This window comes from Bradyrhizobium sp. WSM1417, from assembly GCF_000515415.1.
Classification (GTDB): Bacteria; Pseudomonadota; Alphaproteobacteria; order Rhizobiales; family Xanthobacteraceae; genus Bradyrhizobium.
The window spans coordinates 5,280,612-5,304,328 of the sequence record NZ_KI911783.1; the positions used below are offsets into that span (position 1 = coordinate 5,280,612).

23 protein-coding genes and 1 tRNA gene are annotated in these 23,717 nt (G+C 60.2%); 17 read left to right on the top strand and 7 right to left on the bottom strand.

Translation table 11 applies throughout. The annotated features are described in order from the left end of the window. The first annotated feature begins 1 nt into the window (after position 1). The gene (locus BRA1417_RS0125680) at positions 2 to 964 is read left to right on the top strand and encodes a cation diffusion facilitator family transporter (protein WP_027518265.1); all 963 of its coding nucleotides are present in this window, start codon (positions 2 to 4) and stop codon (positions 962 to 964) included. Positions 965 to 1,022: 58 nt separating this feature from the next. On the opposite strand, the gene BRA1417_RS0125685 is transcribed toward BRA1417_RS0125680, so the two are convergent. Next, positions 1,023 to 1,883: a class I SAM-dependent methyltransferase gene (locus BRA1417_RS0125685; protein ID WP_027518266.1), complete on the bottom strand. Its 861-nt coding sequence runs from the start codon at positions 1,881 to 1,883 to the stop codon at positions 1,023 to 1,025. A 271-nt stretch (positions 1,884 to 2,154) separates the two neighbouring features. On the opposite strand from BRA1417_RS0125685, the gene BRA1417_RS0125690 reads away from it, so the two are divergent. From BRA1417_RS0125690 to BRA1417_RS41815, 11 genes are all read left to right on the top strand, one after another. Beyond that, positions 2,155 to 2,229, top strand: a tRNA-Val gene (locus BRA1417_RS0125690). Positions 2,230 to 2,549: 320 nt separating this feature from the next. After that, entirely contained in the window at positions 2,550 to 3,425 is an 876-nt protein-coding gene (locus tag BRA1417_RS0125695; protein WP_027518267.1) for a hypothetical protein, read from the top strand. Then, complete coding sequence (locus tag BRA1417_RS0125700; RefSeq protein WP_156948923.1) at positions 3,422 to 3,904, top strand: hypothetical protein; 483 nt, start codon at positions 3,422 to 3,424, stop codon at positions 3,902 to 3,904. The genes BRA1417_RS0125695 and BRA1417_RS0125700 overlap by 4 nt, the downstream gene beginning before the upstream one ends. After that, entirely contained in the window at positions 3,892 to 4,305 is a 414-nt protein-coding gene (locus BRA1417_RS0125705; protein WP_156948924.1) for a hypothetical protein, read from the top strand. The genes BRA1417_RS0125700 and BRA1417_RS0125705 overlap by 13 nt, the downstream gene beginning before the upstream one ends. After that, the gene (locus BRA1417_RS0125710; protein WP_027518270.1) at positions 4,302 to 4,724 is read left to right on the top strand and encodes a hypothetical protein; all 423 of its coding nucleotides are present in this window, start codon (positions 4,302 to 4,304) and stop codon (positions 4,722 to 4,724) included. Before BRA1417_RS0125705 ends, BRA1417_RS0125710 begins: the two co-directional genes overlap by 4 nt. A 4-nt stretch (positions 4,725 to 4,728) precedes the next feature. Continuing rightward, positions 4,729 to 5,865 (top strand): hypothetical protein, encoded by a 1,137-nt coding sequence (locus BRA1417_RS0125715; protein WP_156948925.1) that lies wholly within the window; start codon positions 4,729 to 4,731, stop codon positions 5,863 to 5,865. Positions 5,866 to 6,071: 206 nt separating this feature from the next. After that, positions 6,072 to 6,503: a hypothetical protein gene (locus BRA1417_RS0125720; RefSeq protein ID WP_027518272.1), complete on the top strand. Its 432-nt coding sequence runs from the start codon at positions 6,072 to 6,074 to the stop codon at positions 6,501 to 6,503. Positions 6,504 to 6,789: 286 nt separating this feature from the next. Beyond that, on the top strand, positions 6,790 to 7,503 hold the full coding sequence (locus BRA1417_RS0125725; RefSeq protein WP_027518273.1) for a sugar transferase: 714 nt from the start codon (positions 6,790 to 6,792) through the stop codon (positions 7,501 to 7,503). Positions 7,504 to 7,527: 24 nt separating this feature from the next. Continuing rightward, positions 7,528 to 8,376 (top strand): polysaccharide deacetylase family protein, encoded by an 849-nt coding sequence (locus tag BRA1417_RS43010; RefSeq protein WP_084462291.1) that lies wholly within the window; start codon positions 7,528 to 7,530, stop codon positions 8,374 to 8,376. A 55-nt stretch (positions 8,377 to 8,431) separates the two neighbouring features. Beyond that, entirely contained in the window at positions 8,432 to 9,511 is a 1,080-nt protein-coding gene (locus BRA1417_RS0125730) for a radical SAM protein (protein WP_210164826.1), read from the top strand. A gap of 61 nt (positions 9,512 to 9,572) precedes the next feature. Further along, complete coding sequence (locus BRA1417_RS41815; protein ID WP_156948926.1) at positions 9,573 to 10,157, top strand: class I SAM-dependent methyltransferase; 585 nt, start codon at positions 9,573 to 9,575, stop codon at positions 10,155 to 10,157. A 370-nt stretch (positions 10,158 to 10,527) separates the two neighbouring features. Here BRA1417_RS41815 and BRA1417_RS0125740 read toward each other — a convergent pair whose 3' ends face one another. Beyond that, positions 10,528 to 11,178 carry a PEP-CTERM domain protein gene (locus BRA1417_RS0125740; protein WP_027518275.1) on the bottom strand — a complete coding sequence of 217 codons (651 nt, stop codon included), beginning with the start codon at positions 11,176 to 11,178 and terminating at the stop codon, positions 10,528 to 10,530. A gap of 394 nt (positions 11,179 to 11,572) precedes the next feature. Between BRA1417_RS0125740 and BRA1417_RS44285 the strand changes: the two genes are divergently transcribed. The 5 genes from BRA1417_RS44285 (at position 11,573) to BRA1417_RS40855 (ending at position 16,314) form a co-directional block, all read left to right on the top strand. Then, complete coding sequence (locus BRA1417_RS44285) at positions 11,573 to 12,982, top strand: hypothetical protein (protein ID WP_156948927.1); 1,410 nt, start codon at positions 11,573 to 11,575, stop codon at positions 12,980 to 12,982. Positions 12,983 to 12,986: 4 nt separating this feature from the next. Beyond that, positions 12,987 to 13,316, top strand: a complete 330-nt coding sequence (locus BRA1417_RS0125745; RefSeq protein ID WP_027518276.1) for a hypothetical protein — start codon at positions 12,987 to 12,989, stop codon at positions 13,314 to 13,316. Between the two features lie 188 nt (positions 13,317 to 13,504). Beyond that, a complete protein-coding gene (locus BRA1417_RS0125750; protein WP_027518277.1) occupies positions 13,505 to 13,978 on the top strand; it encodes a hypothetical protein in 474 nt (157 codons plus the stop codon). A 687-nt stretch (positions 13,979 to 14,665) separates the two neighbouring features. Continuing rightward, positions 14,666 to 15,304: a hypothetical protein gene (locus BRA1417_RS44965; RefSeq protein WP_051448383.1), complete on the top strand. Its 639-nt coding sequence runs from the start codon at positions 14,666 to 14,668 to the stop codon at positions 15,302 to 15,304. A gap of 14 nt (positions 15,305 to 15,318) precedes the next feature. Continuing rightward, complete coding sequence (locus tag BRA1417_RS40855) at positions 15,319 to 16,314, top strand: tyrosine-type recombinase/integrase (RefSeq protein ID WP_051448384.1); 996 nt, start codon at positions 15,319 to 15,321, stop codon at positions 16,312 to 16,314. Positions 16,315 to 16,397: 83 nt separating this feature from the next. Here BRA1417_RS40855 and BRA1417_RS0125770 read toward each other — a convergent pair whose 3' ends face one another. The 5 genes from BRA1417_RS0125770 to tig form a co-directional block, all read right to left on the bottom strand. Continuing rightward, on the bottom strand, positions 16,398 to 16,802 hold the full coding sequence (locus tag BRA1417_RS0125770) for a GFA family protein (protein ID WP_027518278.1): 405 nt from the start codon (positions 16,800 to 16,802) through the stop codon (positions 16,398 to 16,400). 87 nt (positions 16,803 to 16,889) lie between these two features. After that, positions 16,890 to 19,313: an endopeptidase La gene (gene lon / locus BRA1417_RS0125775; protein ID WP_007603504.1), complete on the bottom strand. Its 2,424-nt coding sequence runs from the start codon at positions 19,311 to 19,313 to the stop codon at positions 16,890 to 16,892. Between the two features lie 322 nt (positions 19,314 to 19,635). Beyond that, positions 19,636 to 20,907 (bottom strand): ATP-dependent Clp protease ATP-binding subunit ClpX, encoded by a 1,272-nt coding sequence (gene clpX, locus BRA1417_RS0125780; RefSeq protein WP_007603503.1) that lies wholly within the window; start codon positions 20,905 to 20,907, stop codon positions 19,636 to 19,638. Between the two features lie 441 nt (positions 20,908 to 21,348). Then, the gene (locus tag BRA1417_RS0125785; protein ID WP_007603501.1) at positions 21,349 to 21,984 is read right to left on the bottom strand and encodes an ATP-dependent Clp protease proteolytic subunit; all 636 of its coding nucleotides are present in this window, start codon (positions 21,982 to 21,984) and stop codon (positions 21,349 to 21,351) included. 317 nt (positions 21,985 to 22,301) lie between these two features. Next, the gene (gene tig, locus BRA1417_RS0125790) at positions 22,302 to 23,663 is read right to left on the bottom strand and encodes a trigger factor (protein WP_027518279.1); all 1,362 of its coding nucleotides are present in this window, start codon (positions 23,661 to 23,663) and stop codon (positions 22,302 to 22,304) included. Positions 23,664 to 23,717: the final 54 nt, after the last annotated feature.

Below are 23,717 nucleotides of genomic sequence, written 5' to 3' on the forward strand. Positions count from 1 at the left end.
GGTGGGCAGCCACGACCATCACGGCCATCATCACCATGATCATAGCCACGGCCATGATCACGATCATGGTGGCCACGCCCATGTCCATGCGCCCGCTAGTTTCGGCAAGGCATTCGCGATCGGTATTTCGCTCAACACCGCGCTGGTCGTGGCCGAGGCCGTCTACGGCTATATCGGCAACTCCACCGCCCTGCTTGCGGACGCCGGCCATAATCTTTCCGACGTGCTCGGCCTGGTCGTGGCCTGGTGCGCAGCGATCGCGGCGCGGCGCGCGCCCAGCGGCCGCTTCACCTATGGCCTGCGCGCCTCCACCATCCTGGCGGCGCTGGCGAACGCGGTGTTCCTGCTGGTCGCAACTGGCGCGATCGGCTGGGAAGCGTTTTTGCGTCTACGTGAACCGGAGCCCGTCGCCGGCATCACCGTGATGGTCGTTGCCGGCATCGGCATCCTCATCAACGGTTTTACCGCCATGCTGTTCGCGCGCGGGCGCAAGGACGACATCAACATCGAAGGCGCCTATCTGCACATGGCGGCCGACGCCGCGGTCTCGCTCGGCGTCGTCATCTCGGCGGCGTTGATCATCTGGACCGGCTGGCTCTGGCTCGATCCCGTCACCAGCCTCGCCATCTGCGCCACCATTCTCTGGAGCACCACCAGCCTGCTCCGCGGCTCCATCGACATGTCGATGGCGGCAGCGCCCAAGGGCACCGATATTGCCGCGATCAAGATCCTTCTGCTGGAGCGGCCCGGCGTCACTGCGATCCACGATCTGCACGTCTGGCCGATCTCGACCACCGAGACGGCGCTGACCTGCCACCTCGTCATGCCCACCGGCGCCGGCGATGCGTTCCTGATGGAGACCGCGCAGATGCTGAAGAGTTCCCACCGCATCGGCCACACCACCCTTCAGGTCGAGACCCATCCCGACAACGGCTGCGCACTGGCGCCGGATGATGTGGTGTGAGGAAGCCGCGTTGTTGCGTCCCCGCGCTGCGCTCGCAATGACGGGGACAGAACGGCGCCTACGCCGCCTTCGCCGTCACGATCCAGATCGCGCCCTGGAGCGCCACGCTCGACCCCTTCAGGAACGGCGCGAGCATTTCGCGGATCGAGGCTTTTGCCGCGGCATATGTCTCCGGAGAATGGCCCTGCAGCGCGCGGCTGGCGGGGCCGATCTGGAGCGAGCCCTCGACCGCGGCATCGAGCCCGCCACCGATCGCGACATCCATCGCGAGATTGTGTGGCTCCATCGCGACGTCGACGAAGCCCGCGCCTTTCAGGATGCGCGTCACGCGCTCTTCCGAGGCGAAGGCGAACGGGCCCGGCTCTTCCGGCCCGACCGGCGGCATCTTGGGCACGTGTTTGTAGACCGCCATCAGCGGCGCCATCATCCAGGGATTTTCCTTCGGCTCGCGCCAGCAGGCAAATGCCAGCCGCCCCGTCGGCTTCAGCGCGCGGCGAAGGTTGGTGAAAGATGCGATCGGGTCAGCGAAGAACATCACGCCGAACCGCGAGGCCAGCAGATCAAAATTCGCCGGCTCGAACGGATGCACCGTCGCATCCGCCATCACGAAATCGAGCGGCAGGCCCTTTGGCGCAAACGCACGCGCCTGCGACAGCATCGGTTCGGAGACGTCGAGCCCGAGTGCGAAGCCATCAGGCGCGACCGCCTTGGCGAACGCGAACGTCGTCGCGCCGGAGCCGCAGCCGACATCGAGAACGCGCTCGCCCGGCTTCGGCTTGGCGCGGGCGATCAGCACATTGGCAATGGGTCCAAGCAGGCTCTCCTGCGCCGCATGGCGATCGGCCCAGCGCTGCCCGCTGGGGCCATTCCAGTAGGCGATCTGGTCGGCGTTCTGCTCGTGTCCGCTCGGCTGTTCCATCGGGGCCTCTGTCGTTTTGTCGGTCGTGATACCACGCCGGAAGGTCATCAAGCGGTTCAAATGAGCACGGTTTGCGATGCGGCCGCCTCTTGCTCCAACACCCGAGGGGGCGCTAAAGAGGCGCCGTGGGGCGGTTAGCTCAGCTGGTTAGAGCATCTCGTTTACACCGAGCGAGGTTCTGGCACAAAAATCCTGTCGTTTCAGGGACTTTTGACCGGCAAAAGCCTTTGCGCCCATGATTGCGCCCAAGAAACTGGGCGAACACTACGGCGGGCGGTTAGCTCAGCGGTAGAGCAGGTGCTTTACACGCATCTGGTCGGGAGTTCGATCCTCTCACCGCCCACCATCATTTGCCGATCCCTTGAGGCTGCGCCATGAGCAGCGCGCCTCGCATCCATCACGACAACCACCGCGGTGATCAACTGCACCTGGACGAGATCGTCCAGCGCGACAATGACGGACTTTGGCAAATCGGGTTGTGCGCCGAAGCGCCTGGGCCGTTTCCCTCGCGCCGGTGCGCTGAGGCTGTCGCCCGCGCGCGGTCCCGAGCACCGCCCTGACGCACAAACGGCCGCCCTTCGATCAGAAAGGGTGGCCGCTGGAATTGCGCTGATCGGCCGTCCTGGCGGGAGGGTGCGATCCACAGAACTGAAGGACCCCAAAGATATGAAAAACGGCATCCCGGCGCAAGAGCGCAAACACCCCACGTTACGCGACGCCATCACAGCCCATCACCAGACACCGTCCCGCGCCGCTGGGTGGAAGCGCGACTTCGTCCGCATCATCGTCACCCACCCGAACGGCTATCCCGCGAGTTACGCCTCTGTGGCTGGTCGCCTGCTCGACTACTACGGCCCGCGCGGCATCTGCCGCTTGTATCTCAATACGCTCAGCGAGGATGCGCGGGTGTCTCGGGCAACGACCAAGCGCGCACTTCGGGCTTTTGACGACCTTGGCCTCGTGAGGTGGAAGCGGACCGGCCGATACTTGGTCTTTTCGTTCCCGATGGAGGACATCGTCGCCGAGATCGCAGCCTGCAATGAGCGGAACCGCGTCGACCGGATCGAGCGGCAGACCAAGCGAAGCAAGGCACGTGACATCGCACGCGCTGAGGTTGCGGCGACACCCTGCGTGCTGCCAAACGGTTGCGATGACAATGAGCCGTCTGATGGCGCAGCCGTGAGCCATCGCGATGGATCACCCGTGAGCCATCGGAACCCGGAGCAGATCGGAAATCGCGTCGTCAAAACAGAGAGTTGTGGCGAAGTGGAAGCATCCGAATTCTCAGAGGATGAACTCACAGAGGTGAACAAGAGGCTCGGCGATGAAGGTGATCCTGTAGGAATACCTCCATCTCCAACCAACAGTCTTGATGAGGAAGCAGGGCGTCGTCTCGAAGATGGCGATGATGACGATCCCGATAGCGAGGATGCCTGGCTTGATCGCGTTTTCGGCAGCGACCCGCCGCCGCTTACTCGGGCGGCGATCATTGCGCAGGATCGCGCGATCGCGCGGCAGCACGCGGCGGAGATGCGGCAGTGACCCCGCGAGCACCATCGGCAGAAATGTTGGCGTCGGCGGCCTACAACGCACTAGGCGGAAGCGCGCGGTCTGTGCTTCGAATTTTGCTCGAAGAATTTGCCGATGCCGGCGGGCAGCCGCCTGCATTGAGCGCGGCTTTCTTCGAGGCGGGCGGCGTTGTTGCGAACGCTCTGTCGACCGGCACTCGCGAACTGGTCGCGCTCGGCTTCATCTTGATCCAGACCTCAGGCACCGCAACCAGGGAGTTCGCGCCGAACGAAGGATGGCGTGCGGTTGTCGACCGAGCAGAAGCTGAGCGTCGCCTCGCCCAAGCGAAAGCCGCAGCAGCAGTTCGACAGCCTGCGCGACGACGTCCGGCTCCGTCGAAAGCGTCGGCCGATGATGGCGGTGCAGATCGCCGACTGCCGGAGGGCATTCGGCGCTCACGATATCCGGCGATGCCGTGGCTGCAAGGCGAGGCGTCGCGATGGAGATGCTGAAACAGCGCACGGGTGATCCTGGCAACCGCGCTGAGCGTCGAGCACGACGTGCGCGGGTGTCGAGGTTTGGTCGTGGGCGCAGGATGCTCGAAACAGCGTTGCTGGGCGCAAACGAGATCGGCCAACATCCACATGCCGAACTTCTGCGGAAGGCAGCGGCGCATTGGCGGACGAGCGGTCAATCGACGACATGCTTCGTCTGCGATGGCGCGTCACCGCATCCCGCAGCGCATCTGTTCGCCTGGTCGGGCGGAGCGCCGAAGCAGGCGGCTGTTGCCGGCATGTGCTGCGATTGTTGGGGGGAAAACGATCCGGTCGCAATCGATGTCGGAGCTTCACGCCTGTTGCGCCGGATCATACCGGCGGGCGTGTTCATTGACGTGCGGGAGGTGCAGCCGTGAGGCAGCTTCGTGCCGCCGACGTCGGAGATGCCGCGCCGCTCCGCCTGCGCGGACCTGGGCGCCGCACATCGGACACGCGAGCGTCGATCTACATCCGCAACGCGATGCTGGTTGAGGCAGCGGCGCTGTTCTGCGGTAGCACGTCATCCAACGCGGCGGCTCAGGCACTCCATAGGCAGCTTGCGCGCTATCACGAAGGCGCATGGCGTCGGCATCGCAGCGAAGAACACCTGCCGGCGGGGCTGGTGGGCAAGGTCACGGAAATATTCTGGCATGCGTTAAAGGCGCGCGACGCGGTGCCGGCTGCACGGTCGATCCGCCTCGCGCTTGATGCCGCGAAAAAAAGATGGCCGGGGGGCACATTCCTTGCCAACCGCGCGCGCTACGTTGACGGTCGAAGCAACGCAAGAGGCAGATGACATCATGGCACTATCATTCACACCGGCGCCGTTAGACGCCAGCAACAGCGTTTCAGGTTTTGTGCCGGGCCTGCCGCCGCCGGTCGACATCGTCGAGCTGCTGCCGCCGTCGGCGCGCCGGCTTTTGCTTGCGGTCCGCCAGCAGACTGAAGACGCGGCGCACGTGCTCCGGCCCTTGCTCGATCAATACGAAGAGCTGCGCGGCGAACGGCACAAGATCAACGCAAGGATCGCGCAACTGAAGACACCGCGCGGTCGATCCGGTCCGGGTCTGGACGACGACGACACGAGTGTGGTCGACGCCCAGCGCAAGCTCGACGCTGTCGATGCCGAGATGGTGCGCCTATCCGAATTGATCGCCGTCCGTCGCGCTCGCTTGCAGAACCTCGGGGCATTGCTTGCGAGGTTGGAAGGCTGGCCGAGAGAAGGCCGGCCGGGCGGCACTGCGATCGTCGCGGCCGACGAGATCGACACCGGGTCGATCATGAAGAAAAACGAGAGCCCCGTGGCCGCGCTCGATCGCATCCGTCACCGCTTGCGAGAGCTTGCCGCCGACCGGCACCGTGTTGAGTGCGCATCGTTCCCGTCTTCGCATGCGAAAGCACGCGCGCGGGCAATGATCGAGCAGCTCGCTGAGCGGGGCGCGGTGGACGTTGGCCCGTTGGTCGAAGCCGACCATGAGATTGTCTGGCCGTCGACAATGACGCGCTTAGGATTGGCCGCTGTGGCGGGCCCGGACGGAACGCGAGTGCTGGGTCACGCGATGGGCGAGCAGCTGGACACGCAGGCGCTGCTGGCATGGCTGCTCAGGGATGCCATAGTAGTACGCCTCGAAGCGGAGATTGACGCCGTCGCAGATGACGCCGCCGCTTTGCCGGCGGAGGCGCGGGCAGAGAAGCTGGCAGAGATCGCTTCCGACGTGCTTTCGGCCGAGCGTGCCGAAGCCGCGCTGGTCTGGGCTCTGCAACGCGCGGGCCAACCCATCGAGCACCGCGCCGACGCCAACCCGCTCGCCGTGCTTGGCATCCAGCTGGTCGCGGGCGCGCCCGCCGTTGCCGGGCCGGTCGGCATGGCTGCGGCGGCGATGCAACACGCACTGAAGATCTTTGGGGTCGAGCCGCCATCGGATGCCTCGTCGTGACGCAGAGCGGGCCGTGGATGCGCGTTTGGCGGTGGGCAGCCGGATGTATCCTTCGGTCGTTTGGGTCCTCCCAGCGCCAAAAAGGAACTCGGGGGACGCGCGACGGCCACCCTTCAGGATATTTGGCATTTTGAAAATCGACATTTCCGTTTCCGAGGAGAGGAACATTGCGAATTTCTACGCGGGAGCTTGCACTAGATTTAGGCGTGGGCGAGCGTCGTATTCGTCAGTTGGTGGACGAAAACATCCTGCCTGCCGCTATCGAGGAAGGTTTCGACCGCGATCTGTGTCGGCGGCGATATCGGCTTTTTGCCCGAGGCTCGGACGCCGATTGGCATCAGGTCTATGACGATGCAATCGCGCTTGCGGAAACAACCGAAGACCTGATTGAGGTTGGGCTCGGGTCGAGCGCGTCTCTTATCGACGTAGCGCGAGCGTGCCAAAGCGTTCGGGCCTTGATGGCACTCATGCGCTTCATCGCCGCAGTGCGGTCGGCAACACAGAGCGAGCGCGCGCTATTTCTAACGACGTGGGCCCGCAAGGAACATGAGATCCTCGCGGTGCTGCTCGCGCGCGCGCGCGAGTTCGCCGAGCAGCCCCAGGATCGAGGCAGTTTACGAGACGCAGGGCCATGCTGACATTGCGGTGCGTTAAGGAGATCTGGGTCCGTAGGCATCCACGCCGACCGGGCACGTCCTGTGGCACTGGCCGTTAGACACGCCTTTGTGGCCGATCAGCTGAAAATGGCGACAGGACAGCCGCGGGGGGCAGTGAAAGCTCAGCAGGGGACGGCTCAACAAGTGCTCCCCGGGTGCACTTCCGGCGGCCAAGTGGCCTTCAAGAGATCTCACCCTTGACTTTCCGTTGGGCTGGGAAGCACAATCATCCGTTGTTTTAAACTAATTTATATCGGGCGGGTTTATCATGGCTTCAGAGCCAACGCAGGCATTTCCGCATTTGGCGCCTACCCAAGCTGTCCGCGAGAGTTACGGCGAACTTTTTCTAGATCATCAGGTCCCGAACCGCCCAGCAAAGGAGGCGTTCGATAGACTTGTGGGAGGTACCGTTCTGCTCGCAGTCGCCCCCGTTGTGCTCGCCATAGCGATTGCTCACGCCTTTCTCGCGACTATCTTACCGTCCGAACGGGGCCCTTTGTTGATCAGTTACACCGCAGTAAGCCGGGGTCTGAAATTCCAGAAGTACAAATTTCGGGTGGTGCGAAGAGCTCACGTAGATAGCGCCGCGGCTTTAGCTCGAGATTGGCATGCCTACGCGGCAGAATGGGACCCAGCTCGTCGCACTTTGCTAGGTCACGTCTTGAAGAAATTTTATCTCGACGAGATCCCGCAACTGATCAACGTAGTGCTCGGCAATATGAGCCTCGTCGGACCTCGACCGCTTGCATTGCACCACTATGAACGTGATTGCGCTCAAGGCAATATTCAGCGGGCTGCAATCAAAGCAGGCCTGTTTGGTCCTTCTCAAGCCCTCAAAGGCACGCCGCGCTACGGCGAGCAGGACGATGAATACAAATATTTGCATGCAATGAAGAGCATGCCGCCTGGTCGACTGATCCTCTATGATCTTAGGCTAATCGGGTTGGGCATGCTGCGCGTCGCTCAGGGCAAGGGGCTGTAATCCTTGTCCCCGCCGATCCACATAATGACTTTCGATATTGAGGATTGGTTTCACGTGCTTGAACACGAAGAAACTGCTTCTCAAAAAGATTGGAATCGGTTCGAGTCCCGGGTAGAGAAAAACACAAACCGCATCCTCGAGGCCCTTGCTAGCGCGCAAGTAAAAGCCACTTTCTTCTGTTTGGGCTGGATTGCCAGAGCCCATCCGCAGGTAATCAGGTCCATTGTCGCAGCTGGACACGAGGTCGGATCGCACTCTGATTGCCATTTGCTTGTGAGTCAGATGACTCAAGGGCAGTTCAGCAATGATCTCCGAGCTTCCATTGCCTCGCTAGAGGACGTGACCGGACGCAAGGTTCGCGCCTATCGAGCTCCAGGCTTTTCCGTATCGCGCCGAACTGTATGGGCATTCTCGGCGTTGGCTGAGAATGGAATTGAATGGGATTCGTCCATCTTCGCTTGTTCCCATTCGCACAATCGGAATCCTGCTTTCAGCCTGACCGGTCCGGCTATTCTCGAAACGCGCGGCATGCAACTCAAGCTATTCCCGGTCCTGCCAGGCCGCTTGTTCGGCCGAAGCGTAAGTTTCTCGGGGGGAGGATACTTCCGATTGATGCCGTACCCTATAGTGAAACACCTTATGAGCGGTTGCGACTATGCTACGGCCTATTTCCATCCTCGTGACTTCGATCCGCGCCAGCCTCGCTTGCAAAATCTTTCCGCTTCGCGGGCATTCAAGTCCTATGTTGGCCTGAATTCAGCATTTTTGAGATTCAGACAGTTGCTGCAGCACTTTCAATTTACCGATCTCAGTGGCGCAAATGACCGCGTAGATTGGAGTGCCCGACCAACCATCAAATGGGAAGTTAGTTGATCAGCTTCGGAACCAGGAGGAATATTTGTTAGCTCGCCAATTGATCCGACACGGTGTGGCTCGTCTCGAACGAAGCGTTCGCGAACGCCTCTTCCGTCGCATTCGTTGGGATCTAACCAAGCCTGCTTTCGTCCAATGCTTCCTCACAGATCGATGCAATTACAAGTGTCAGTATTGTTCCCATTGGCGGATGGAGAAGTACGCCAACGAAATGACCTTGCAGGAGTGGCGACGCGCCATTCACGGCCTGACCCAGCTGGCTCGCCCGCTTGTGATCGATTTTATGGGCGGAGAGCCAACGATCCATCCAGATTTTCTCGAAATCATTGAGTACTGCCATTCCAAGCGCGTAGACTGGTTTATGACCACTAACGGGTCGACGCTGTCGAGGGCTCGGTTTGTCAAACGGCTTGTTGCTGCCCGTCCTCTCAAGATCGACATTTCCGTAGACAGTGCTCAAAGTGACGTACACGATGATGTTCGTGGCGTTCCTGGATCATTGTCGCGCATCGAGGACGGAATTCGGCTCCTTGTCGCGGAGCAAAAGAAAACGGGCTGTAGATTTCCCGTAAGGATCAAAGTGACTGTTCACCGGCGTAACGCGGCCAGTTTGACGCCGATGTTACAGTGGGCAGATCGCGTAGGGGCAACATCTATAGATTTCAATCCGGTCGGAGGCCTTTGGCGAGAAGAGCAACTGGCCGAATTATCTATGCGCGAGCAAGATCTGGAAGTGATCAAGGTTGAAATCGATAATCTGCTCCGCCTGAAATCGGACGGAGCGCCAATCGAGACTAGCAATGAACGCCTTTTGGGAATGGCAGATCATTTCAAGGGCACAACCGAATTTGGCCTCGCACCCTGCAGGGACCCTCTTAGAAACTTCATCATAAGGCCCGGCGGTGACGTCGTCACGTGCGGCTGCAATCCGGCAATTGGGAACGTGCGTGTTGAGTCTGCGAAGCGCATCTGGAACGGTGAAATGGCTACCAAAGCTCGTATAAAATCACTTAGCTGTTCTCTGAAAGTTGCCAAATCCAAAGGCAATAGCTCTTGCATGGCTGAGAAGTCGATGGCGGACGACTTGCGTCGCGCTCTTCTGCTGCTGGGATTCGGTTCAAGACGTGTCCATTGACTTAAGCACACTTTATCAGAAGACAAAGTGGGCCCTGCTGCCCGCGGTTCGCGCAAAGCGAATGGAAATGTTCTTCCGGATCATGCAACCTCGGTCTGGTGCCAGAATTCTTGACGTAGGAGGATTGCCGACCCTGAACGGCGTACCTGGCATCTGGCAGGAGCATACCGAACGGTTTCACATTACCCTCCTCAATCTTCCTGGCTCATTCGGCCGTTTCAGCGCCGACGAATTGGCAAACTATGATCTGATCGAGGCGGACGCTTGCAAGTGCGAGCTAACGCAGATGTACGATCTCGTTTTTTGCAACGCGGTTATTGAGCATGTTGGGAGCTTTCGACGCCAACAAATGTTCGCTGAGTTTATTCGGTCTACGGGTAAGAACTATTGGGTGCAAACTCCATCGCCGTACTTTCCTATCGAAGCCCACTGCGATATCCCATTTTGGTGGTTTCTGCCTCTTTCTCAACGTAAGCGAATGATTTGGAGGTGGTACCGAGAGGGGTATCCGTTCCTTGGGCGACAGATGTCGACGACCAGGCCGATCTGGTCAGGCGTTTTGGACGAGCTATTTCCGCGCTCGCGGTCGATCAACGAGTACTTTCTGGGTCTGCCGAAATCGCAGATCCGCTACCGCATGCAATGAGAAGATTGTCCAGGTTGTTTGTTTTCAGCATTGTTGTTTGTCTTCACCATTCGACCGCGCGCACTGTCCGGTCGTGCGCTTGACCGTAATGGTACGAGGAAACAGAAGTATCTGCGGTTTTCGGCCGGGAGCCTGCGGCCACGCCGCACCGTTCCGCACGCTGGCGGGGCGCACTGAAGGATGGCCGCCTAGCCGCCGGCCCGTGGGGGCTAACTTGGGGTTGGCATCGGGCCGGCTGCATCGGGGCGCAAGCACCCTGGAGCTTACGCGAGGCGATCCTATCGAGTTGGCTGTGCTGAGCAACCGCAGCTTTGGACGTAACAAAAAGACCGCCCGAAGGCGGTCTCTCTAACTCGGAATGGGCTGGCGATCAGGCTGCACGCAAGCCTAGACTCTTGCGCCTATAAGCGGTGAAGCCCACAGCGAAGAAGCCTAGGATCATCATTGCCCATGTGGATGCTTCCGGGACACCCGACGCTATTGCGACTGACGAGATACGGGCACTGAGTTGAAGGTGATTAGTAGACCAACTTTGCAAATCCGGGATATAAAACAAGAAAGGATTGTTGAAGGTCGTGGGATCGATGCCACCGGTCCATGAAAGAGAGGACTTGTCGGTCACGGCATTGCGAGGAGCTGTGCCGTAGTCTTGGAATACGATCTCGAAAATAGGAGCATGCGAATATGAGGTTGGGTCTCTGATAAAGGCGATTTGGTCGGCAGTAGGCGAATCGTTTACGTCAATCAGGTTTAGATTTCCGGCTGGGGCGTTAAATCCGGCGATCTGCATATTTGTAATAGCACCAGTATATTCGACGTAGCTGGTGTGCGTCGACGAGGTTGCTAAGCCCAGGTCGAAGGTCACATGAGCCGTGACCGTCTGGCCTGATATAAAGCCGGGCAGCGTAGTCGTGCTGTCCACAACCGCAGTTATGTCGAAGGTCACTGGGGACGCTACCGCTGCAACCGGGCTCAAGATGACCGCCGCTGCTGCGAGCGGAAACAAGACGGATAAGCGCATCTAAACAATTCCTTTAATTCAATTAAACAAAGGTGCATCTAGCCGATTTGTGTTCGCTGGACAATTGTCAGTTTGTCTCGATTGGCAGCGTAGCCGTGTGGATCGCGATCTGCCTCGTCTTTGGAGGACTTCGCGAGCTGGCCCGCCGTTCACGGTGGCCGCTTCCTTCATGACGGCTTTGGCTTGGCCCGAGAAGATTTGAAGGCAACGCGAAACGCGGTTGCGCCCGAGTTGGATCTCGAGCCATTCCGGCTATCCCTTCGTCCGTAAATAGCGCGCCGGCAGACGCTATAAGTGGTAGTGCCTTTGGGCAGAACCACTATAGGCTGCGAATAGCGAGAAGGGAAAAAATCAACTAATACGCGTACCTTTCCCGCCCTCACCGATTCTCAATATGAAAATTCGCGCGCATCAGCATCGAGGTCGCCGCAAGGGTGGCCGCTCCCTAAAGCTCGGAAAACAGACAATCCGATCTATGTCGGAGGAGCAGTTCGACCTAGAGCTTTCACGGGTTCCGGCGGGCGGCACGCGGGCTGCATGGAAGGAGGCCCACCGCATTCGGCGCGAACTCAAACAGCTTCGCAAAAGTGATTTCGTCGAAAAGCCTTTGATCATTCGGCAAGGCTTTCGTTCAAGTCCCGTCCTCGACGCGATCTATCCAGAGCGGAAGGTCAAATGGCTGCCGTCATGGCAGCGTCAACGGGAGGACAACGTTGACCTTGTTAATTTCTCGTTTCTTGATGATCCAATGGGAACGATGTCGACTTTGCGCAAGCTTGCAGAGTGCGAAGCCGATTGCAGAACATTCTCAATGAACTTCGAAGATGGACATTGCAGAGACATCGCACCCTATATGGTGCTCGGTCTGATCAGACAACGGATGCTTCCGGTTTGTCGTGAGGGGACCATCAGGCACGGTATAAATCGAGTAATCGGAGCCGTTCACCTCACGGAATATCTGAGGATAAGCACGCGTCCCGTCGGAGGTGACTCCCTAATTTTGCCCTTTCCTTTGCGAGAGCGTCGAGGACAAGGCGCCTCAAAGAAAGATAACTCCGCCTGGGCTGTGTCATCTGAGGAACGAGTGGATTCAAAGCTCGCGATCACCATTGATCAATGGCTTGGTGCGCTGTCTCCTCCGCAGCGCCTATCGCCGAGCGGGCGGGCGGACATCCTTACTCTAGCGGGCGAGATACTAGACAACGCTAAACGACACAGCGACCCCACCGAGGATGGAACGTGGGCAATTGCTGGTTTCATGGAGTCTCGGCGCAGAGATGATGGCAGCATGTCGCACGTCTGCCATATCGGCATCATCAATCCAGGATTAACTATATTCGAGACCCTTCAGCTCGCGCCTGAGCCATTGCGAGAGCGGATAGCTTCTTTTTCAGAACTGCACCTACCACGGTGGCCGGTAAGGCGGCGATATGACGAAGAAGCTCTATGGACCCTCTGTTCGCTTCAAGACGGCATTTCTCGAGCCAAATCAGACGAGACTCCCAATGGTTTTGGGATGCTCACGTTCGTAGAAGCCATGAATTCGCTAGGGAAGAGTTCACGACCTGATGAACAACCACGGATGACAATCATCTCCGGGTCCGCTTGTCTGACAGTAAGAGCACCCTATAGTATACCGACAAGGCAGCAGGCCGGACACCGGTCTCTAGCGTTGAACGCATCGAACAGCTTGCAAAATCCGCCCGATCAGGACTATGTTTTTTCACTTCCATACCGGTTTCCAGGAACTATCGTAACTGTGCGGTTTTGCATCGACGCGGACGAGTTGGTTCGGACGACATGACGCGATGGCTAAGATGTTAAATTTATCTCAGCTTTCAGGCGAGGGTGACACCTCCGTTCTGTCGGGGAAACAGCGCGGCCTGGCCGCGCGCAAGGAATTTAATCTCGACGCACTCGACAGCGGCGCCGAGGAATTGTCGGTTGTGCTCTCTCCAGAGCTAGAAGCTATAACGCCATCCTTTGTTTTGGGCATGTTCGGAAAAAGCGTTAAACACATCGGTGATGTGGACGCATTTTTTAAGAAGTATCACTTTTCGGCTGAGCCCCATCTGCTCGCTCAGATTCGAAGAGGTGCCGAGTATAGCCTACTCAAAGGTGATCCTCTTCCATTCTAATGCCAAGCAAAGAATGGTTTCGGACGTGGCTACTGGCGAGCACACTGCTGGTTCTGCCGGTTTGTGGTCAGGCTCAACAAAAACAGATTCCTACCCCTAAGCCTTCTCCGGTTCGCCCGTCCTCGGACGTATCAGAGCAGCCTTGGTATCTAGATGCTCGTTGGTGGGGAATTGGAGCCTCTGGCGCATTGTCGCTAGTCAGTCTGCTGCTGCAGTGGCGGTATCGCGTTGTCGATCGGCGGACCAAGGAAGCGTCAGATAGTTTCGATGGTGATATCCGCGGCCCGATCAAAGAGACCTACAAAGATTTGAGGACGCTTGCCAATCTGGCTGCAGTGGCTTCGGAAACGGACGACCAGCAAGTGCGCGGAGATGCGATCAAGAAGCTTCGATACGAAACCGCCTGCACGACGCTAAGCTTGTTTTCGATGGTTCTCAAAGAGGCCGACCGTCGGCTTTCACTCCGAGCAGAATTTTTGGATGTGAATGCAGATCTTGAAGATGCGCTCTATCTCGCCCTTGGCTCTATGACTAAGTGCGATAATGCTATCGAGCGGCGCGCCCTTCAAAAGAAAATTTCTGACGCCGTATCGCACGCCATTGTGGATTGCGATGCCAAGCTGAGGTTGCAACGTCAGGCCTTCCTTCGCACTTGGAAGTGAGGATCGGCCGCAGGCCGCCGCCCGATTGACGAAGCCGGCAGCTAGTAGCGGGTTCGTCAATCAGCACGCGGGCGGGAGCTTGACGAGAGCATGAGCGCCGGGGTCTGATCGCAACCCATGGGCAGCATCAGCACGACATCGACGAGCCTCGCGCGCATGGAGCGCATCTTGGCTGGTCGGAGGCAGGCAAAGCGGCCAGTTCGCGCTGGCGCAAGCTGTATTCAGTGCTGCGTCGGTTGGCCTGCTTGGCGGAGTTCGAGCATCGGGCCAAGTCTGGGTGCGCCCACCCATTCTTCAAAGGCGTTTGCGAAAGCGACGTTCTTATCTGATCCCGCGCGCGAGGCCCGGTAAGAGCGTTCTGCAAGTCATTGATCTTCTGCCATAAATCAGGCTCAAAACCACATTTTCTGGTGCACTTTCCGACCCTTAACTACAAGATGTTGACGAACTCCGGGTATACATGGTTTGTTCTCCTCGACGAGTGTCGGGAGCATTAAGAATGCCTGGACGACCAAGATCAGACGACGTCAGGCTGCTCTTGCAGTTGCCGCGAGACGTGAAGGCGTGGCTGAGGGAGCGCGCGTCCGTCGCGGGGACGAATGTCACCCGAGAGATCAACAAAGCAATCATGGAACGCATCGCGCGTGAGAGCGCGCGCGAACGGCGTGTTGGTGCCCAGAGGGCGAGATGACAGGAGAATTGAACATAGTCCTGGACCAGCTCAGGATAGCCAAGGCTCGCGTTGCTAGCGGTCACCGCTATCCGTGGCAGGCTGGTCGTGATCGGACTGAAGCCGAGCAGCGCGAGCGCGATTGCCACGAGGCAGAACGGTTGCGCCGTGTGCTTGCTCTACACGACGAAAAGTTCAAGCCGATCCCGCGCGAACCTCGCGGCCAAAACACGCTGGTCAAGCCAACCGCTGTTCCCGACAACATCGGGCCCGACACCCCGCTGCGGCTCGCCGCTGCGGCTACTCTGGCTTTTCCCGATGGATCGATGACCGGCAAGGCGCTGCAACGACTAGCGCGTGCCGGTCGGCTCAAGGTTGAGCGCATCGCCGGAAAAGACTTCACCACGCTTAACGACATCCGACAGATGAGGACATCACCATGTCGCGCCCCCGAAAGAGCGCAAGGCTCTGGCTCCGACCCGGTCGAGCAGATCGTGCCCCAACCTATGTCATCCTCGATGCAGGCAAGGAGTTTAGCACTGGATGCGGCGAGAGCGACCTTGCAGGAGCCGAGCAAGCCCTCCAAGACTATCTCCGAAAAAAGCACGATCCGGCACAAGCCATCCGCAACCGTGATCCCAATGCGATCAACATAGCTGATGCGATCAGCTTGTATTGGACCGGGCACGTCAACAGGGCCGGTAAGGCACTAGCTCGACCGCACGCGATCCGGAAGAAGCTGGACCGACTGCTCGACTTCTTCGGCATGAAGGTCGTTGGCGAGATCACGGGCCCACTTCAGGACGAGTACGCCGAGCGGCGATCAGCCGAGATCGCTGAGGACAGCGACAAGTTGCCATTTGAGTGCCAGTCGGCGCCGCGCCGCGAGTTGGAGGACTTGTCGGCAGCAATCAACTTTGCGCTGCGCAAGGCTGGCGGTGCTTCGCTGGTTTTCCGCCCGACCTTGCCGGACGATGTTGAACCACGTCAACGATGGCTGAGCCGCAATGAATTTGCGGCGCTGCTCTGGACCGCATGGCGCGCGAAGGGTGACAACGGGCATCACAGCGGCAAGCACGTTGCACGCTTCATGCTGGCGTCCATCTACACCGGGAGCCGCGCGGGCGACGTGACGAACGCCGCGCTGATGCCGACGATTGGACGCGGTCACATCGATCTTGAGAGTGGCATCTTCCAGCGCAAGCCGGCCGACAAGCGCGCAACCAACAAGCGACAGCCGACGGTCCCGTTGACGCCCCGACTGCTCGCCCATATGCGCCGCTGGGAGCGCAAGGGCTTCTCCAACCGGTTCGTGATCGAGTATCAGGGCAAGCCGGTGAAGTCGTTCAAGACCGTGTGGCCATCCCTCGTAGAGGCGGCCGGGCTGGCGACCGACGACCCGGCGCAGAAGGTGTTGCGTCATACGCTCCGGCACACGGCTATCAGCTGGATGCTGCGCAAGGGCATCCCCATCGACGTTGTGAGCGACTATTGCGGCGTCTCGGTCGCAATCATCAGGAAGGTCTACAAGCACCATCTGCCTGGGTCGTTCGACCCCGTGCTCGACGCGGCACACAGCTTAGGCCGCACCACGCCCATGAAACGCCCAAGAATGGCGCGAACCGAGAGTGAACAGGATGGATCGAAATGGCCGAAAATTGCTTGAGAAACAACGCGGCCGACGTTCCACGCATCGTTTACACCGAGAGGGTCCGCGGTTCGAATCCGTGACCGCCCACCAGCCGGCCCTCAATCCCCCGGGCGACCCGGCAGCAGTGGCACTGCGTCGATCCACACTGCCGCCGACTGGCACCAGATCTGCCTGACGGGCCGCAATTTGTCACGCTGGCGGATGCTGCCCCAGCGGATGCCCCAATCGTCCTCCTGGTCGCCCTCGCCGCTCGTGAACAGCGGGGAACCGCACTCGGCGCAGAAGTGCTGGAAGCGCATCCGACCGTTGTCGCCGCGCTTGCCGTAGATCCTGGGCGTGCCGGCGGTCAGCTTGACGTCGGTCTTGGTGCAGATCGCCGTCACCCGGAACGGCGATCCCGTTAGGGTCTGGCAGTCCCGGCAATGGCAGACCGACACCGTCTCGGGATCGATCTCCGCTTCAAAGGTGATCTGGCCGCAATGGCATTGCCCGTCGATGTGCATTGTCGTCATCCACTGCCCAAAACAAAATGCCCCACAACAAAAACGGCGCCCGAAGGCGCCGTTTTATCATGTTTTCGAGCTGCGATCTCAGTGAGCGGTCAGGCCGCCGGCGGCTTCGTCGCCGTCCGGCTTCACCGTCACCTTGGTGTCCTCTTCCCAGACGATCGGCACCGGCTTCTTCACCAAGGCCTTTGCAACGACGTCGTCGAGGCGCGAGACCGGGATGATCTCCATGCCGCCTTTGATCGCATCGGAAATCTCCGTGAGATCCTTGGCATTGTCCTCGGGGATCAGCACCGTCTTGATGCCGCCGCGGGCAGCAGCCAGCAGCTTCTCCTTCAGACCGCCGATCGGCAGCACGCGGCCGCGCAGCGTGATCTCACCGGTCATCGCGACATCGTGGCGGACCGGGATGCCGGTCATGACCGAGATGATCGCGGTGGCCATCGCCACGCCCGCCGACGGACCGTCCTTCGGCGTCGCGCCTTCCGGCACGTGCACGTGGATGTCGCGCCGGTCGAACAGCGGCGGCTCGATGCCGTAGACGATCGCGCGCGAGCGGACATAGGACGCCGCCGCCGAGATCGATTCCTTCATCACGTCACGCAGATTGCCCGTGACCGTCATCTTGCCCTTGCCGGGCATCATGACGCCTTCGATCGTCAGCAACTCGCCGCCGACATCGGTCCAGGCAAGGCCGGTGACGATGCCGACCTGCGGCTCGCTCTCGATCTCACCGTAGCGGTACTTCGGCACGCCGAGCAGCTCTTCCAGAGTCTTCTCGGTGACCTTGACCGACTTCTTCTTGGAGATCATCAGCTCCTTCACCGCCTTGCGGGCGAGTGTGGAGAGCTCACGCTCCAGGTTACGCACGCCCGCTTCGCGGGTGTAGCGGCGGATCAGAAGCAGCAGCGCGTCGTCGTCGATCGAGAATTCCTTGGAGTCCAGGCCGTGCTTGGACACCGCGTTCGGGATCAGGTGCTTGCGCGCGATCTCGACCTTCTCGTTCTCGGTGTAGCCCGCGATCCGGATGATCTCCATGCGGTCCATCAGCGGCCCGGGAATATTGAGCGTATTCGCGGTCGTGATGAACATCACGTTGGAGAGATCGTAGTCGACCTCGAGATAGTGGTCGTTGAAGGTCGCGTTCTGCTCGGGGTCGAGGACCTCGAGCAAAGCCGAGGACGGATCGCCGCGGAAATCGGCGCCCATCTTGTCGATCTCGTCCAGCAGGAACAGCGGATTGGACGACTTCGCCTTCCGCATCGACTGGATGATCTTGCCGGGCATCGAACCGATATAGGTGCGGCGGTGACCGCGGATCTCGGCCTCGTCACGCACGCCACCGAGCGACACGCGCACGAACTCACGCCCGGTCGCCTTCGCGATCGACTTGCCGAGCGAGGTCTTGCCGACACCGGGAGGGCCGACGAGGCACAGGATCGGGCCGGTCAGCTTGTTGGCGCGCGACTGCACGGCGAGATACTCGACGATGCGGTCCTTGACCTTCTCCAGCCCGTAGTGATCGGCATCCAGAACCGCCTGCGCGGCTTCCAGATCCTTCTTCACCTTGGACTTCTTGTTCCACGGGATCGACAGCAGCCAATCCAGATAGTTGCGCACGACGGTCGCTTCCGCGGACATCGGCGACATCTGGCGCAGCTTCTTCAATTCATGCTGCGCCTTCTCGCGCGCTTCCTTGGAGAGCTTGGTCTTGGAGATCTTCTCTTCGAGATCAGCGAGCTCGTCGCGACCGTCGTCGTCGCCGAGCTCCTTCTGGATCGCCTTCATCTGCTCGTTGAGATAGTACTCGCGCTGGGTCTTCTCCATCTGGCGCTTGACGCGCGAGCGGATACGCTTCTCGACCTGGAGCACCGAGATCTCGCTCTCCATCAGGCCCAGCACCTTCTCGAGCCGCTGCGTGACCGACAGCGTCTCCAGGATGCCCTGGCGATCCGCGATCTTGACGGCGAGATGCGAGGCGACGGTGTCGGCGAGCTTGGCGAAATCGGTGATCGCCTGCACGACGCCGACGACCTCGGCCGAGATCTTCTTGTTGAGCTTCACATAGCTCTCGAAGTCGGACACCACCGAGCGCGCCATCGCCTCGGCCTCGACCGACTTCGCATCGGTGTCGGCGAGCGCAATCGCGGTTGCTTCGTAATAGTCGGCGCGATCGGTGTACTTCTGCACGCGCGCCCGCTCGAGCCCTTCGACCAGCACCTTCACGGTGCCGTCGGGAAGCTTCAAGAGCTGGAGCACGCTGGCCAGCGTACCGGTCTCGTAAATGGAATCGGGTGCCGGATCATCGTCGGACGCGTTCTTCTGGGTCGCGAGCATGATCAGCGCGTCGTTCTTCATCACCTCTTCGAGCGCGCGGATCGACTTCTCGCGGCCGACGAAGAGCGGAACGATCATGTGCGGGAAGACGACGATGTCGCGCAGGGGCAGCACGGGATAGGCGTGCGTTTCGCCATGGACGATGGTTGGCCTGGGTTTTGGATTGGTCATGGCCTTTTCCTTTTGCTTTGCCCCCTTGCACGCAGCCCGCCATGCTCATGCGCAACCGCCACAAGGTGCCGAGGTGATCCACAAAACCGGTCGGTCCTTTTGAGGTTGGACCGGCCTGCCGGATCGGAACTGAGGCGAATCTTGAAGAGAATTTTTGCTCGCCGCCGACATTAGGTGGCTATCGACCCGGGGGGTGTCAAGTCATTGAAGACGCGCGCCATCAGGCGCTTACGCACGCAAATAAGCGACGCAACACCGGCTGCGGAAAGACTTTCCGCAGCCCTTACTTGAGGAGACGATAGGAGCGTTCCAGCGCCGCAAATCAGGCGCTGGCGTTCTCGACGGCGCGATCGGACCGATCGGCGTAGATGTAGAGCGGACGCGCCGTTCCTTCCACGACTTCGCGGGAAATCACGACTTCTTCCACACCTTCGAGGCCCGGCAGGTCGAACATGGTCTCGAGCAGGATCGCCTCGAGGATCGAGCGCAGTCCGCGCGCACCGGTCTTGCGCTCGATCGCCCTGCGGGCAACCGCGCCAAGCGCCTCGTCGGCGAAGGTCAGCTCGATGTTCTCCATCTCGAACAGCCGCTGGTACTGTTTCACCAGCGCGTTCTTCGGCTCGACCAGGATCTTCTTGAGCGAAGCCTCGTCCAGATCCTCCAGCGTCGCCACGACGGGCAGACGGCCGACGAACTCCGGGATCAGGCCGTACTTTAGGAGATCCTCCGGCTCGACGTGACGGAAGATTTCGCCGGTGCGGCGGTCTTCCGGAGCGAGCACCTGGGCGGCGAAACCGATCGAGGTCGAACGTCCGCGTGCCGAGATGATCTTTTCGAGGCCCGAGAACGCACCACCGCAGATGAACAGGATGTTGGTGGTGTCCACCTGCAGGAATTCCTGCTGCGGATGCTTGCGGCCGCCCTGCGGCGGGACCGAAGCCACCGTGCCTTCCATGATCTTGAGCAGTGCCTGCTGCACGCCCTCACCCGACACGTCGCGCGTGATCGAGGGATTGTCGGACTTGCGGCTGATCTTGTCGATTTCGTCGATATAGACAATGCCGCGCTGGGCACGCTCGACATTGTAGTCGGCGGCCTGGAGCAGCTTCAGGATGATGTTCTCGACGTCCTCGCCGACATAGCCGGCTTCCGTCAGTGTCGTCGCATCCGCCATCGTGAACGGCACGTCCAGGATGCGGGCGAGCGTCTGCGCGAGCAGCGTCTTGCCCGACCCGGTCGGACCGATCAGCAGGATGTTCGACTTCGCAAGCTCGACGTCGTTGTGCTTGGTCTGGTGGTTGAGGCGCTTGTAGTGATTGTGCACCGCGACCGAGAGGACCTTCTTCGCATGGTTCTGGCCGATCACGTAATCGTCCAGCACCTTGCAGATTTCCTTCGGCGTCGGAATCCCGTCGCGCGACTTCACCAGCGAGGATTTGTTCTCCTCGCGAATGATGTCCATGCAGAGCTCGACGCACTCGTCGCAAATGAAGACCGTGGGACCCGCGATCAGTTTGCGAACTTCGTGCTGGCTCTTGCCGCAGAACGAGCAATACAGCGTGTTCTTGGAGTCGCTCGTGCCGACCTTACTCATTCATGTCTCCGTCCGCGGTTCGATCCCGTCCGCTCGATCGCCCTATTCCGGCACGACAGCCGGTACAGTCCTTCAAATAGAGCAAATTCCGTACCAAAAAAGACCCTACGCGTTACATGCCGTGCGAATCACGGTCACTTGCTTCTCCGCGATCATAGCCGATCAGTCGTAGCGAACCATGCTGTCACCCGACTATCAAGAATTCGCTAATCGGGGGACGCCGGCTACCCGTGACAATACCGTGATTTCCGGTCTTGGCACGGGCGAAGTGATGGAAATCACCCCGGCGTTGCTGGATTGCCACGAAAAACAAGCACGAAAGCGGAACTTTCTGCCTGTCGCAGGGCGCAAAACTACATTTTGCGACGCGCGCACGTGTCCTTAACGTGAACGCTCCCTGATCGCGCCGGCGAGCCCGAAGGGTTCGCCGCCGCAGTAGTGCTACGGGGTCTTCGGCGCCGCGGTTTCCTCGGCGCGCTTGTCGATGACCCTGTCGACCAAACCGAACTCCTTGGCGTCGCTCGCGGTCAGGAACTTGTCGCGTTCCAGCGCGTCCTCGATCGCCTTGTAGGTCTGGCCGGTGTGCTTCACGTAGATCTCGTTGAGCCGCTTCTTCAGGTTCAGGATTTCCTGGGCGTGCAGCATGATGTCGGTGGCCTGGCCCTGGAAGCCGCCGGAAGGCTGATGCACCATGATGCGCGCGTTCGGCAGCGAGAAGCGCATGTCCTTTTCGCCGGCACAGAGCAGCAGCGAGCCCATCGAGGCGGCCTGGCCCGTGCACAGCGTCGAGACCGGCGGACGAATGAACTGCATGGTGTCGTAGATCGCGAGGCCCGACGTCACCACGCCACCCGGCGAATTGATGTACATCGAGATTTCCTTCTTCGGATTTTCCGCCTCAAGGAACAGCAACTGCGCGACGATCAGCGTCGACATGCCGTCCTCGACCGGCCCGGTCAGGAAGATGATGCGCTCTTTCAAAAGGCGCGAGAAAATGTCGTAGGCGCGCTCGCCACGGTTGGTCTGCTCGACCACCATGGGCACGAGGTTCATGTAGGTTTCAACCGGATCGCGCATGAGTCACCTAGGGTTTTGAAGAGGCGGACATCGCCAGGCCCGGCTGCCAGTCGGGCTGGATCTGCCGGAAGGCCGATGGACGTCCCGTGATGCAGGAACTTGGTAGACGAACTTGGTAGAAGCGGAAGGCGTAGCGACAGATATAGCCCAATTCGCGCCTGACAAGTGCGGAGCGAATTAAGGCTTAATCCGTGGGGCAGTTGAAGCTGATTCGTACAAAGAGGCCCAGCCGGCCACCTGGCTAGCTCGACCTCTTTGCTGATCATCCTTAATGCAAGGCTATCCTCAAGGCTCGCCTAGAGGGCCTCCTGGAGCCCTCAGGCGGCGGTCTTTTCCGCCTCGTCGTCCTTGTAGAGATCGTCGCGCGAGACCTTCTTCTCGGTCACCTTGGCAAGCTCGAGGATGAAGTCGACGACCTTGTCCTCATAGATCGGTGCACGAAGCTGGGCCAACGCTTGGGCGTTGCTGCGGTAATAGTCCCAGACCTCCTTCTCGCGGCCCGGCATCGAGCGCGCCCGCTCGATCACGGCGCGGCCGACCTCGTCGTCGGTCACGGAGATCTTGTTCTTCTCGCCGATCTCGGAGAGCACGAGGCCGAGCCGCACGCGGCGGTCGGCGATCTTGCGGTACTCTTCCTTGGCGGCGTCTTCGGTGGTGTCCTCGTCGGCGAAGGTCTTGCCGGCGGAGTCCATCTCGGCCTTCACCGAGTTCCACATCAGATTGAACTCCTCATCGACCAGCGAGGGCGGAGCCTCGAAGCGATGGGTCTCGTCGAGGCGGTCGAGCAGCGCGCGCTTGACGCGCTGACGGGTCGCGGTCGCGAACTCGGCGACCAGTCGCTCGCGCGCCGCTTCCTTCAGCTTGTCCAGCGATTCGAGGCCGAGCGTCTTGGCGAACTCGTCGTCGATCGCCAGATCCTGTGGCGCCTCGATCAGCGTCGCCGTGGTCTCGAACTCGGCCGGCTGACCGGCGAGCTTGTCGTTCATGTAGTTCTTGGGGAATGCCACCTTCAGCGTGCGGGTCTCGCCCGTGCCGATGCCGGTGAGCTGCTCTTCGAAGCCGGGGATGAAGGTGTTGGATCCGATCACGACCTGGATGCCCTCACCGGCGCCGCCCTCGAAAGGTTCGCCGTTGATGGTGCCCTTGAAGGCGACGGTGACGCGATCACCCGACTCGGCCTTGGCGCCCTCGCCCTTCGCGGCATAGCCACGGTTCGAATCAGCGATGCGCTTGATCGCCTCGTCGACGTCGGCGTCGGTGACTTCAGCGACGGGCTTCTCGACCTCGAAAGTCTTGAAGTCGGCGAGCGCGATCGACGGCACCACCTCGATCGCAACCGTGTAGGTCAGGTCGGTTTTGCCGTTGAGCAGCTCCTCGACCTCGGCCTGCTCGGTCGGCATGGTAATCTTCGGTTCGGTCGCCAGGCGGAAGCCGCGCTCGGAGAACAGCTGCGTGTTGGTGTCGCGGATGGTCTGGTCGATGGTCTCGGCCATCACCGAGCGGCCATAGACCTTCTTGAGGTGCGTGACCGGCACCTTGCCGGGACGGAAGCCGTTGATGCGGACCTTGTCCTTGAGATCGACGAGCTTGGCACCGGCCTTGGCGTCGAGATCAGACGCGGGAACGCTGATCTTGAACTCGCGCTTCAAACCTTCCGAGAGGGTTTCTGTGACCTGCATGGTGTCCAATCTTCTTCTCGTTCGGTCCCGGCGCGCATGCGTCGGGACGCTGTC